The sequence below is a fragment of the Rhodoferax potami genome, from assembly GCF_032193805.1.
Taxonomy (GTDB): domain Bacteria; phylum Pseudomonadota; class Gammaproteobacteria; order Burkholderiales; family Burkholderiaceae_C; genus Allorhodoferax; species Allorhodoferax potami_A.
In genome coordinates, this window is record NZ_JAVBIK010000001.1 from 3,654,625 (window position 1) to 3,666,564 (window position 11,940).

At 59.0% G+C, this 11,940-nt stretch carries 15 protein-coding genes and 1 tRNA gene; 5 read left to right on the plus strand and 11 right to left on the minus strand.

Annotated elements, in window-relative coordinates:
• The first annotated feature begins 2 nt into the window (after positions 1-2).
• Both RAE19_RS17515 and RAE19_RS17520 read left to right on the plus strand, forming a co-directional pair.
• Positions 3-380, plus strand: coding sequence for a hypothetical protein (locus RAE19_RS17515; protein ID WP_313876079.1), 378 nt, complete (start codon positions 3-5; stop codon positions 378-380).
• A gap of 61 nt (positions 381-441) precedes the next feature.
• Positions 442-1,104: a hypothetical protein gene (locus RAE19_RS17520; protein WP_313876080.1), complete on the plus strand. Its 663-nt coding sequence runs from the start codon at positions 442-444 to the stop codon at positions 1,102-1,104.
• Between the two features lie 46 nt (positions 1,105-1,150).
• On the opposite strand, the gene RAE19_RS17525 is transcribed toward RAE19_RS17520, so the two are convergent.
• From RAE19_RS17525 to RAE19_RS17545, 5 genes are read right to left on the minus strand one after another with little or no spacing between them, the layout of a single operon-like run.
• Positions 1,151-1,519, minus strand: coding sequence for a DUF1294 domain-containing protein (locus RAE19_RS17525; protein ID WP_313876081.1), 369 nt, complete (start codon positions 1,517-1,519; stop codon positions 1,151-1,153).
• The gene (locus tag RAE19_RS17530) at positions 1,516-2,229 is read right to left on the minus strand and encodes a YebC/PmpR family DNA-binding transcriptional regulator (RefSeq protein ID WP_313876082.1); all 714 of its coding nucleotides are present in this window, start codon (positions 2,227-2,229) and stop codon (positions 1,516-1,518) included. Before RAE19_RS17530 ends, RAE19_RS17525 begins: the two co-directional genes overlap by 4 nt.
• 33 nt (positions 2,230-2,262) lie before the next feature.
• Positions 2,263-3,345 (minus strand): acyltransferase family protein, encoded by a 1,083-nt coding sequence (locus RAE19_RS17535; RefSeq protein WP_313876083.1) that lies wholly within the window; start codon positions 3,343-3,345, stop codon positions 2,263-2,265.
• A 37-nt stretch (positions 3,346-3,382) separates the two neighbouring features.
• The gene (locus RAE19_RS17540; protein ID WP_313876084.1) at positions 3,383-4,297 is read right to left on the minus strand and encodes a CoA transferase; all 915 of its coding nucleotides are present in this window, start codon (positions 4,295-4,297) and stop codon (positions 3,383-3,385) included.
• A gap of 60 nt (positions 4,298-4,357) precedes the next feature.
• Positions 4,358-4,816: a flavodoxin domain-containing protein gene (locus tag RAE19_RS17545; protein WP_313876085.1), complete on the minus strand. Its 459-nt coding sequence runs from the start codon at positions 4,814-4,816 to the stop codon at positions 4,358-4,360.
• A 51-nt stretch (positions 4,817-4,867) separates the two neighbouring features.
• Between RAE19_RS17545 and RAE19_RS17550 the strand changes: the two genes are divergently transcribed.
• On the plus strand, positions 4,868-5,980 hold the full coding sequence (locus RAE19_RS17550) for a 3'-5' exonuclease (RefSeq protein ID WP_313876086.1): 1,113 nt from the start codon (positions 4,868-4,870) through the stop codon (positions 5,978-5,980).
• An 11-nt stretch (positions 5,981-5,991) separates the two neighbouring features.
• Positions 5,992-6,573: an MOSC domain-containing protein gene (locus tag RAE19_RS17555; RefSeq protein ID WP_313876087.1), complete on the plus strand. Its 582-nt coding sequence runs from the start codon at positions 5,992-5,994 to the stop codon at positions 6,571-6,573.
• Positions 6,574-6,599: 26 nt separating this feature from the next.
• Here RAE19_RS17555 and RAE19_RS17560 read toward each other — a convergent pair whose 3' ends face one another.
• Positions 6,600-7,553, minus strand: coding sequence for a chemotaxis protein (locus tag RAE19_RS17560; protein ID WP_313876088.1), 954 nt, complete (start codon positions 7,551-7,553; stop codon positions 6,600-6,602).
• A 324-nt stretch (positions 7,554-7,877) separates the two neighbouring features.
• Between RAE19_RS17560 and RAE19_RS17565 the strand changes: the two genes are divergently transcribed.
• Positions 7,878-8,732, plus strand: coding sequence for a fumarylacetoacetate hydrolase family protein (locus RAE19_RS17565; RefSeq protein ID WP_313876089.1), 855 nt, complete (start codon positions 7,878-7,880; stop codon positions 8,730-8,732).
• A gap of 177 nt (positions 8,733-8,909) precedes the next feature.
• Here the strand turns inward: RAE19_RS17565 and RAE19_RS17570 are convergent, their stop codons facing one another.
• The 5 genes from RAE19_RS17570 to RAE19_RS17590 all read right to left on the minus strand — a co-directional run bounded on the left by RAE19_RS17570 (position 8,910) and on the right by RAE19_RS17590 (position 11,924).
• Positions 8,910-10,127 (minus strand): hypothetical protein, encoded by a 1,218-nt coding sequence (locus RAE19_RS17570; RefSeq protein ID WP_313876090.1) that lies wholly within the window; start codon positions 10,125-10,127, stop codon positions 8,910-8,912.
• A gap of 19 nt (positions 10,128-10,146) precedes the next feature.
• On the minus strand, positions 10,147-10,899 hold the full coding sequence (locus tag RAE19_RS17575) for a hypothetical protein (RefSeq protein WP_313876091.1): 753 nt from the start codon (positions 10,897-10,899) through the stop codon (positions 10,147-10,149).
• A gap of 30 nt (positions 10,900-10,929) precedes the next feature.
• Positions 10,930-11,481, minus strand: coding sequence for a hypothetical protein (locus RAE19_RS17580; protein ID WP_313876092.1), 552 nt, complete (start codon positions 11,479-11,481; stop codon positions 10,930-10,932).
• 13 nt (positions 11,482-11,494) lie between these two features.
• Complete coding sequence (locus RAE19_RS17585) at positions 11,495-11,770, minus strand: DnaJ domain-containing protein (protein WP_313876093.1); 276 nt, start codon at positions 11,768-11,770, stop codon at positions 11,495-11,497.
• 78 nt (positions 11,771-11,848) lie between these two features.
• Positions 11,849-11,924: transfer RNA gene (locus tag RAE19_RS17590), tRNA-Asn, on the minus strand.
• Between the last annotated feature and the right edge of the window lie 16 nt (positions 11,925-11,940).

Consider the following 11,940-nt stretch of genomic DNA (forward strand, 5'->3'; position numbering starts at 1 on the left):
TTATGAAAAAAATCGCAATCTTTATTTGTTTTGTAGTGATTGTTTTCTTGGCTTTTGTTGTAGGTCGGAAATCGGGATTTCAAGAAGCGATTCGAATCGGTGATTTAAAAGCTCAATCTATAAATGCCCTAAATGCTATGGGTTCTTATGATGTCCATGCCGATATAGCCAAAGCCGTTGAAGCTGGAAATGGTGCAAAAGCGCTGTGCTCAGTACAGATTTATGCAAGTGCTAACGTGATGCAGGTTAGGCAGTGCTTGGAAGATCCCAGTTGCAAATCATTAATCGAATCAGAAGTTCAAAAGGTTGCACCTGAACTACTTGGAAATGGTGCACTAAAGCTGAAATTTTTCAAACTAGGTGAAAAATGTGTCCCCTGATAAAAGGGCTGTCGAGCTGTCCCGAATCTTGTGTGCAGCGTGACCGAATCCATGTGCATGCATGGTCTCCAAAATATTCTTCATAAAAGAATTTTTTATCAAATTGGCCGATAGCCCCCATCAACGTTGCGCAAGCAGCTACGAATTCAGTAGCAGGCGTACTCGCTTAGTCAACAACACCATCGCCTGGGCCACCAGCCGCACCTTCAACAGCCTGAACCGGGTCAGCGCCATCACCAGCGGGCAGCGCTGGCTATTCTTGGAAAGTAATCTCAGGAGTAAAGAGATGATGCGTTCCTTCTTTCGCTGGTTTCTTCTTGTTCCCTTAATTTCGTTAGTTGTCGCTTGCGCCGACAGCGTTTCCCAGCGTATGCCAGCAATCAAGCAAGATTTGGCTCAGTTCCAGACTTCGCTATTTGTACCCGTGCGCCCAGCCACGAGTGAGTTAGCTAAAGATTCGGCTTTTTCATTAGCGATAGATTTTGAAGGAATTGATGCCGGGAAGATAGCTGGTCAGGCGGAGGAGGCCCTTCGGAAGTTGCGCTATGTACGTAAAGAAAATCGACTTGATGGAATTCAAGAAACTATTTTGTATTGCCACGAGGAAGAAGCTGGTAGGAGTGCAACTATCGTGAATAGCGGGCCACAACTACGAATCGCGTTTCGAGTTTCCGGCTGGTCGGAAGATAAGCAAAAGTGTCCAGGTAAGAATGTATCGAAGTAATTTAAGTCAAATCTGCCTCTGGCCCCCGTGAAATATGCGCGAGTAGCTATGAATTCAGGAGCGGTTTGATTCGGTCCCACAACACGTAGGCGCCCAGTCCAGCGAGGTGCACCCACACCGTCAGCCAGTACATCGCCTGAAAACCGGGCTTGACGGTTTTGTGTCGTAACACCTGCTGCGCCAGTCGCGCAGCGGGCCAGCCACCGACCAAGGCCAGCAAATGCAGAGTTTTTTCTTGAATGCGCCAATGGCGGGCGCGGGCAGCGCGCTTGTCCAACCAGTAAGCGCCAAAGGTAGCCGCGTTTAGCGCAAGGGCGAGCCCCAAAACCAAAGGCGGCAGGCGGTGTTGGTAGATGCCCCAACCCAGCCCTGCCGCCCAGAGTGCCGCCAGGGTGGCGGCAGTTAGCTGCTTCAACCCGCCAGCGCCACGTAGACGTTTTGCACGTCGTCGTTGCCGTCGATGGCGGCCAGGAAGGCTTCCACTTCTTCCAGCGCTTCGGCGCTCAGGCTGGTGGGGTCGACAGGGTTTTTGGCTTTGTAGCCCAGCTTCATCGACAGCACGTTGAAGCCGAAGTTGGGCAGGGCGCGGGCCACCAGGTCCAAGTCAGCCGGGTCGGTGTAGAACACGGTGTTGCCTTCTTCATCACCGGCTTCAAAGTCTTGCGCACCGGCCTCAATCGCAGCCACTTCGGCATCCGAGTCGGCGGCGGTAGGGGCCGCTTCGATCATGCCCAGGTGGTTGAAGTCCCATGCCACCGAGCCGCTGGTGCCCAGCTGGCCTTTGCGGAACAACACGCGCATTTCAGGGGCGGTGCGTTTCACGTTGTCGGTCAGGCACTCCACCATCACCGCTACCTGATGCGGGGCAAAGCCTTCGTAGATAACGTGTTCATAGTTGATGACCTCGCCTGTCAGGCCGGCACCTTTCTTGATGGCGCGCTCCAGCGTGTCTTTGGGCATGGAAACTTTGCGGGCCTGCTCCACCACCAGGCGCAACTTGGCGTTGGCAGCCGGGTCCGCGCCGCCGCGGGCGGCTACCGTAATTTCTTTCACCAGCTTGGTAAACAGCCGGCCTTTGGCATCGGCCACCAGGGCCTTGCCCTTTGCTTTCCATTGCGCGCCCATAGCGAGTCTTTCTAGATGTTGAAGGGGTAGATTTTACTTGGCGCTCTGAGGCGCTACGCCGCTGCCAGGCGCACTGCGCCAGAGGGCGATGCGTTGTTCCACCTGGGTATGAAACAAATGGCTGGTACCCAGCGCCACCAACCAGCTGGCGGCCATGAACAAGAGGGCTGCATCACCATCGTCGGAGCCGATTTCAGCCCAAGCGGCATTGGCCAGCAAGAGCACGCCGTAGTGGACCAAAAAGAGTGCATACGACGTGCGGCTGAGCAGGCTCACTGCCGCGTCGAGCCAGCGCGGCAGGCGCAGTTGCCAGGTGCCGAAGCTGGCCAGCAAGGCCGACACACTGATGGCGAGGGCAATACGCTCGCGAAAATTGATGGCCAGTGACGCCAACCCGACGCTGAGGGCCGTGGCGTACAGCGCCACCGCATACCAGCCGTGCCGTGCGCGCAAACCTGCCCACCAGGCCAAGGCGCCCAAGCCGTAGGCCCCGAAAAAGTACACCGACCAGATGTCCCAATCCGCATCGGCATTGAACCAAGTGAGGGATGCGGCACACAGCAACGCCACCAGCGCAAGGCTCAGCCAGCGCTTGCCACCGCCCAGCCACAGCACCAGGGCCAGGGTGGCGTAGAGCTGAAAGTCGATGGCCACATACCAGACACCGGCAGACAGAGACTCGACATCCAACACGCTGTGCAACAGGCTGGCATGGGCGAGCAACTGGGGCAGGGTAGGCGCAGCCGGCACCACCTCGGCCGACAGGTAAGGCCGGGCGATGGCCGCGCACACCACCGTGAGCAGCAAGGCCGCGACAAAGGGAAGGGCGAGACGCTGGTAACGCTGCCAGACCGCGCTGAACACGCTACTGGCCGGCCGCCTCGTGAGGGCGAAGCTGCGGGCTGCCAGATAGCCGGCAACCACCAGAAACACTTGCACCGCGATGCGGGCGTTGTCGTACAGCCACTCAAATACCTCGGGCAAAGCACTCGAGGCTGCTTCTGACAGCGGGCCATAGGCCGAAAAGTGGTGCAGCACGATGCATTGGGCAGCAATCACTTTCAAAATATCAATCAGCCGGAACGAGGTAAGAGCGGGTAGGCGGGCAACAGTCATCAGGTCTGGCAAAGTGGGCTGCGCCGGCCCGAGAGGCTCAAGCCAGCGTGAACAGCGGTATATCTTGGGTGTGTGCAAGCAGGTCTAGCTGCTCGCGGGTCTGGCCGGCCACAAAGGCGGCCACAGTGGCGTGGGCCTCTGGGGTCATCATCGCCAAGGGGTGCGATTGTCGCAGACCGGCCGCCGCGCCCAAGCGGCTCGAAAAATGGGGCTCCAAAGCCGCCATGGCGACTCTTCCGTCTTTGCAGGGGTAGACCCGGTATCCGGCATGGCCACCACCCACGGCGGCACCTGTTTGGGTCAGGCCCCAGCTGCGCGGCAGCGCGAGGTAGCCCGCAGCATCAGACAGCGCGATTTCAAGGAAAACCCCTTTCCCTTTGGCTTGGCTGAGGATGCGGGTTTGTAGCACCGCTTCGCTGGTCATCAGCGAGCCGCCCATGTCCGCATACAGGGTGGGGGGCATTTCCAGGCCGGTGACGAGGTCGTTTTCCGCCAGGTAGGTGAGGTCGTGCCCGGGCTCTTCTGCGCGGGCGCCCGGCGCCCCGACGATGGCGACCATCGACAGCCCGGGGTATTGTTTGCGCAGGGCTTTCCACTCCAGCCCCAGTTTTTTGAGGGCACTGGGGCGGAAGGAGGTAAGCAGCACATCCGCCTTGGTCAGCTCTTTGTGCAGGGCGCGCTGACCGGCTTCGGTCTTCAAGTCCGCGGCAACCACCCGCATGCCCTGGTGCATGACGTCGTAAGCCGTGCGGTTGTAAAGCCCCATCGGATCGCCCGAAGCGCCTGCCCGTGAGCCTGCCGGTGCGGGTGGCTCCAGCTTGATGCAGGTCGCCCCCATGTCGCGACAGCGCATCAGCGCCGCAGGGCCGGGCAGATTGAGCGCAAGGCTCAGGATGCGGGTGCCCTTGAGAGGGCGCAGGCGCTGTGCAGGGGGTGCGGCTTGAAGGGGCATGGTTTGCTATCAAAAAAGAAGCTAGAGGCGCTTATTCTGCCAGCGTTAGCAGCATATATGTTACTTAAGTGTCGCCCACTCGACCGCCCAGCCCTGGAGCCAGGCCACGGCATCGTCTTCTGGGGTCATGGTTTCCATGGCGTCTAGCACACAGGTGTCGCCCATTTTGCGGGCACCCAGGTCTTGCAACTTGGTGTCGAATTGTTTGCCGCCGCCCAAAAAGCTGTCGCCATAGCTGCTATCGCCCAGCGCAACCAGGCCATAGCGCACGTGCCCGAGGTATTTGGCTTGTGCATCTAGGCTGTTGAGCAAGCCCACTGCATTGCCCGGCACGTCACCGGCGCCCGTGGTGGAGGTGCAGATGATGAAGGTGCCGGGTGTGTCGAATACGGTGATGTCGAGGCCGTCCATCGGCAGGACATCGATGGTGGCGCCGATATCGTCGGCACAAAACTGGAGCGCCTCGGCCACGCTTTGGGCGTTGCCATTGACGGTGCCGACAAGAATAGTGATTTGCATAGCGAGATTCAGAGGGACTTCAAGAGGGTGCGGGGGATGATAGGGGCAATAATGTCGGCCTCTCCCGGCAACGGGATTCCCGTTTTTCTCAGGCGCACCGTGACCCAAGCTTTTAACCCCCAACTCGGCTTCGCTTTTTTGGCTGATCTGCCCACGTTGGACCTCGATCCACCCAAACGCGCCAGCCGCAGCCCCAAGGCTTCGGCCGCAAAAACGCCCAAAGCAGTGCCCGCCACCCAGGCCCCCTTGATGGACGCCGAGGCCATGGCCCGCGCCCTCGAGGCTCATGCCGATTACAAGGTGCAGCGCCGTCTCAAGCCTTGTCTGCAGTGGCCCGGCGAGGCGCACAGCGGCGTGAAAACCATCCTGGTGCTGGATACAGAAACCACCGGGCTGGACCAGACCAAAGAAAAAATTATCGAACTCGCGCTGCTGCGGGTTTCGGTCGATACCGAAACCGGGCTGCCGGTCGGGCCGGTGCAGGTGTATGACGGCTTGGAAGACCCGGGCAAGCCGATTCCCCCTGAGATAGTTGCCATTACCGGCATTGAGGATGCCCAGGTGCAAGGCCAGGCACTAGACGAGGCCCGCATTGCCGAGCTGATGCAGGGTGTGGATGTGGTGATCGCCCATAACGCAGGATTTGACCGCCCGTTTGTCGAGGCGCGGCTACCCGCTTTTGCCGGACTGGCGTGGGCATGCTCCTTTGCCGACATCGATTGGAAAGCCCAAGGGCGCGGTTCCGCCAAGCTGGAGAGCCTTGCAGCGGAGCTGGGCCTGTTTTACGACGCCCACCGGGCCGAGATGGATTGCCATGCGCTGTTGGCAGTGCTGGCTGCCCCGTTGCCAAAGGCCGGTGCTGACGCCACCCAGACGGGCCTTGCACACCTGCTCTATGCCGCCGGTAACCCTAGCTATCGATTGAGCGCAACCAACGCCCCTTTTGAGGCGAAAGACCTGCTCAAGGCCCGCGGCTATCGCTGGAACGGAGACCAACGTGTGTGGGCCACCCGCCTGAACGACGATGCCGCGCTGCACACCGAGTTCGACTGGCTCCGCCAGCAGGTGTATGCCGGCCGGCATGCGGCGGTGCAGGTGGAGCAAATGGACGCCAAAACCAAGTACTCCAGCCGCAGCGGCCACACGGTTTACCAACAACTCTAAAGGGCCCAGTCATGTCGCGACAGCTGCTCAGTGTTCAGGTGGGCCTCGCCCGCAAGGTGCAGATCCAGGGCCGCAGCATCCTGACGGCGATCCACAAAACCCCGGTTGACGGGCCCACCCCGGTGACGCCGCTAGGCTTGTTGGGAGATGAGCAGGCGGACCCCTCAGTGCACGGCGGGCTGGACAAGGCGGTGTATGCCTACCCCTCGGAGCACTACGGTTTTTGGCAAGAAGCGCGCCGGGCGGCTGGCGCCAGCGGTTTCGATGACAGCTTGCCCTTTGGCTCCATGGGCGAGAACCTGACGCTGGCAGGCCTCATGGAAAACGAGGTGTGGGTGGGCGATGTGCTGCGCTTTGCCGATTGCGCGCTGCGGGTGGTGCAGCCGCGGGAACCCTGTTTCAAGTTCAATGCGGCGATGGGTTTTGCAGGCGCTGTCAAAGCCATGGCGATGAGTGGTCACTGTGGCTTTTATCTGGCGGTTGATGAGCCCGGGCAGCTGCGTGCCGGTGAGCCGTTTGAGTTGGTGCCCGGCTCACGGCAGACCTCGATCGCCGAGCTGTTCAAGGCCCGGCTTTACAAGCACTTGCGCTAGCCCCTGCAGCGGTTGCGGCCCTGAAATCAGCCCCGGCTCAGCGTTGTGCTGATGGCGTCGGCCAGCTCGTGGGGCTCAAACTTGGCGACATAGGCGTCAGCGCCCACGCCAGTGGCATGGCCCTCGCTGGCGCTGCCGGTCAGGGATGAATACACGATGACTGGAATGCCCGCGAACCGGTTGTCGTTTTTAATGCTGCGGGTCAGGGTAAAGCCGTCCATTTCGGGCATTTCCAGATCGGTCAGCACCAACGCGACTTTATCGCTGGCCCGCTTGCCGTGGGCGACCGCATCGCTGTGAATCTGGGCCAGACGATCCCACGCTTCTTTGCCGTTTTTGAAGGCCACGTAAGAAACCCCCATGGACTTGAGGCTTTCCTCCACCAGCATGCGGGCGATGGCGGAGTCGTCGGCAAACAGGATGGTGGAGCCTTCGGGCAGCTTGATTTTCTGGATGTTGCTAGAGGACTCTGTTTGGCTGTTGGGGAACACGTTGCGGATGATTTGCTCCACATCGAGCACCTGTGCCAAGCGGGAGTCTGTGGCATCGCCATCGATTCGGGCAACGCCTGAGAGCAAGCCGGAGCTGTTGTTGTCAGAGGCGATCAGGTGCTTCCAGTCGAGCTGGATGATTTCGACCACTTCGTCCACCAGAAACGCCTGGGTTGTGCGGGCAAACTCGGTCACCAGCACGATTTTGGAATCGGTTTTCGGCACACAGCCTGCGAGTGCAGGCAGGTTGATCACCGGAATCAATTGCCCGCGCACATTGGCCAGTCCGAGGGCGTGTTGGGGGGCATTCACGATGCTGGTGATTTCAGGCGCCACCACGATTTCGCGCACCTTGAACACATTGATGCCGAATAGCTCGCTACGCTCGCTGCCGGTCGAGTCCCCGAGTCGGAACAGCAGGAGCTGGAATTTGCTCTCAGCTGCCTGGCTGCTGTGGGGCGGTGTTTTGGTGTTCATAGGAGCGCTCATGGTGGGGCCTCTCGAAGCAATTGGTGTTCACCTTCACTTTACCCTTTTCCGTGCGAATTGCTTTGGCTAAAAGACAAGGTTTTCGCTGCATCTCTCAGGAACTGGCGTACTTGGTCTATATCCGCTCCGATATGTCGGTCAATACGGCGGATGTAAGGGCAGGCGAAGGGCTTCGATATTGCAGTAGTTGCATACGATTGCATCCACACTTGATTGGCTTTACCGCAGCCTCTTTTTCGCATGGTGCATAGGGGATTCACCCAGCGGACGTGCCGCACCGACACCTCGGTTACGCTAAATGCTATTCAATGCAAAGGAATGACCGTGAAATTAGTTCGCTATGGATTGCCGGGCCAGGAAAAGCCCGGTGTGTTGGATGCCCAAGGCGGGGTGCGCGACCTCTCTGCGCACATCGCGAATGTGGGCGGTGCTGCCTTGTTGCCGGACAGTCTGGCCCGATTGCGTGGGATTGCGGTGGACAGTCTGCCCTTGGTGGCCGGCGTGCCCCAACAAGATTTGCGTCTTGGTGCTTGTGTCGGCAATGTCGGCAAATTCATTTGCATCGGTTTGAACTACTCTGACCACGCGGCGGAGAGCGGCATGCAAGTGCCGCCGGAGCCAGTGGTATTCAACAAATGGACCAGCGCGATCGTCGGGCCTGACGATGCCGTGGAGATTCCCCGTGGTTCGCTCAAGACGGACTGGGAAGTAGAGTTGGGCGTAGTCATCGGCAAAGGTGGCCGCTACATCGACGAAGCAGACGCCATGTCCCACGTCGCCGGCTATTGTGTGGTGAACGATGTGTCTGAGCGCGAATACCAGCTCGAACGCAGTGGCACATGGGACAAGGGCAAGGGCTGCGACACCTTCGGCCCTATAGGCCCTTGGCTGGTGACGGCGGATGAAGTACCGGATCCGCAGGCCTTGTCCATGTGGCTCGATGTGGATGGCAAGCGCTATCAAAACGGAAGCACCTCCACCATGGTTTACGGAGTGAAGTTTCTGGTAGCGTACCTGAGCCGCTTCATGAGCCTGCAACCCGGTGATGTGATCTCCACCGGTACCCCGCCCGGCGTCGGCATGGGTCAGAAACCTCCGGTTTATCTACGCGCCGGCCAGACCATGCACTTGGGCATCGAGGGCTTGGGAACCCAAACACAAGTGACCAAACAGGCCTGATATGACCCCAGCCGACGACGTGCGCTTTGTGGACGCGCTCTTTTAAATACGGCCTGGCCTCTACGATCAGCTGCGGTGCTAGCCAGCACCGCAGGCGGGATGCCTTTGCCAGCTCCCATGAATGCAACCTGATCCACTCTCAGGGGATGGCGCTCTTTGGTGTGCCCTGGCCTTGGATTAGCGGCTGATATTGCACTCGCGGCGCAACAAGGCCACCGCATCGTTGAAGGTGTAGTCGTGGTCACTCGCCAGGGTGGCGCTCGACTCTTCGATAAAGTTGTTCCACAGGCTTGCGTAGTCTTCCAGGTGTTCGGCAGGCGCGTTGGCTTCGATGAACTGCAAGGGCAGGGTGGGCTGCAATCCAGATTTCCGGATCTTCTTTACCAAGGTCGAGGCTGCCTTTTCAGTGAGCACCGTCTTGGCAGGGCTACCAGCGGCCATGCACAAGAACAGGGTGAGCAAGGAGCTTTCGTCATCATTGCCACCGGTGGCTTTGGCCCAAGCCTTGGAAACATTCTTGTCGAATTGATCCACCTCTAGGATGGCGTCCTCGAGCCAAAAATACCGGCCCATGAATGCGGGTGTCTGGTCAAACAGCTTGCGCACCGACAGGTCGGATTCCAGCCATTTGACGGAGTCTGCCCAGACCGAGTCGCGTATGGACTCCACCAGTTCTGTCCACTCGCTAGGTAGATCTGCCGGGACAATCAACGGCAACTTGCCGGGTTTGGCCAGATAGCGCTTGCGCAAGGCCAGAATCATCTTTTCGAAAGTAACCCAGTCGGGCAGGCTGCTGCGCTTGCAGGCGCGGGCCAACAAGGCAGTGCGGATGACGGCTTCTGCATCTTTGCCAGCCTCTTCGAGCTCTTCGACGTCCATGCCCATTTGCCCAGCCATCCAGATGGCCGCATCCACCACCGCGGCAGCCCGGCTCCGGCTTGCCAACTCCATCTGGTATTCGGTCAGGGTTTTAAGGCTCCATTTGGCCAGCAGGGGAATGTGCTCATCGCGAAAGCCGCTGCGCTCGTTCATCCCGAAGTGTGTCGTCTGCGGCATGGTGATCAGCGCTTTGAGCATGTCTGAGCCCGCTTTGGAGCGAGAGAGAAAGCTGTGGTCCCGCAACAGCTCGGCTGCACGGTGGAGGTCGCCCTCCGTGCTGTGGGCCAGATGCAGGCTGACCAGGTTGACGATGCGGTCTCTGGCAAGCTCCAATTCGGGCCGCAAGTACTCGGTCCCGAAATAGCGCGCGATCTGCACCATGCCCTTGGGCGCATCGGCCCGGATGGCATCGAGTTTGTCTTGCCCGATCAGGCCGTGTTCTATGCCGTGCGTGAGCGCCTTTTCAAAGAAAGGACGGCTATCAAACAGGGAAACGGAATGGGGTGCAACGGGCATGGCGCTGGAGCAATTGGATTTAAATGGCGGACTCTTCGTCGTCTTCGCGGGCAGCAGGTGTGGCTTTGCCGCGGTCGGTGTCACCGGTTTCGACTTTGCCGTCGTCTTCCTCTTCGGCCACTTCTTCTTCATCAAGGCCCAGGTCAAACGCACGGGCCTTGGCTCGCAACACAATCAACATTTCGATGAAAAGGTCGGGGAGCTCATGGCGCAGCAGCCAGGCCATTTGCATCCAGTCCTGGTCCGCCACCTCATCCAGATCGACGCGTGGGCGCACGTAGGCGGATTGGTACAGCGCCTGCTCCGACAAGATTTCGCCGTCATCTTCGACGGTGTCAAACGTGCCACTGCGGGCAAACGCCTCTACTCGGCTCCACTTTTCGGTGAAGTAATCGGCCAGCGCTTCGCTGCCACCTTCCAGATCACCAATGGCCGTCAAAAACTCAATCGCATCCACCGCGTCATCCCGGAAGATCACCGAGTTCATCATGCCGCGCAAATGGGTTCGCGTCAGGTCTTTGTATTGCTTTTCGATCACCACCGCATGCGCAAACTGCTGCGGTGTGATCAGCAAATTCACGATGGATTCTTTGGAGTCGTCGTACTCGCGGATCACCGCCAGAATGTCTTTGGCAGGCAGCTGCTCCAGCACCACCATCAGGGCGCCGTCGCCCTCAGAGTCGGCAAGCTCCGTCAACACGGACTCAGCCCCCACGATATCGCCGGCAGCGATCAGGGCTTGGGTTTTTTCAATCAGGGCTAATTGGCTCACAGGGGCGTCCTCTTGATGCGGGCTCGGGATTTATTCTTTGTGGTCGAAGCCTTGCTCGACCATCCAGGCGGCGCCTTCTTCTTCGTTCACACGGCTTTGGCGTTCGTCTTCGTCCATGCCTTCGGGGTCACGCTCGATGTCGTCGCGGTCATCCTCTTCATCATCTGATTCGTCCGCTGCAGCGAATCGGGCATCCGGCTTGTTCAGCAGGTATTCCAGTGCGGCAGCCACGCTCATAAACCAGGGGCCTGCCGGTTGTTGCAGCACCTGCTGGGCCAAGGTGTGGGCCCATGGGGCGAGCTCGACCGCGTCAGCTAGCGAGTCCCATTCCGGCAGGTCTTCCGACTCCTGGCGCACCAGTTCTTCCATCACTGCAGGGCGCTTGAAACGGAAGCCCTGATGGAACACAACTGCCACCATCTCAGGGCTCAACTCCAGCATGCTCAGCAAAAACTTCAGTTCTTTGCGGCGCTCTGCCAGTTTTTTTGCCAGGATGTTGCTGCCTTCGGAGTCCGAGGTCAGGTCGTCCAGTTCGGCTTGGTAGGCGCTGCGCAGGTGATGAAAGAAAGGGGAGAGGCTCATGCTATTTGCCTTTTCAAAGAATGCGGGAGAAATACGTGGACCAGATGTCGCGTGCGGTGTCCAAGGGGTTGTCGAGCAAGCCTCGCCGGCGATTGTCGTCATAGGCCTGACGCTTGTCTGTGTCCGAGAGCACATCGTAGGCTTCTTGGACTTCACGGAAATAAGCGCCCGCGTTGGGATCTGGATTGCGGTCGGGGTGATACTGCGCAGCCTTTTGACGGAAGGCTTTTTTGATGTCAGCCAGTGTGGCTGCACTGTTCAATCCGAGACTGGCGTAATGGTCTTTCATGCAGCACGTTTCCTGCCGGAAAAGAAAAAACCCCACTGCAATCGCAGCGGGGTTTTTAAAGACCCTTGCGGGTTAATTTGGCTCCTCAACCTGGGCTCGAACCAGGGACCTACGGATTAACAGTCCGGCGCTCTACCAACTGAGCTATTGAGGAATGAAGCCTCAAATTA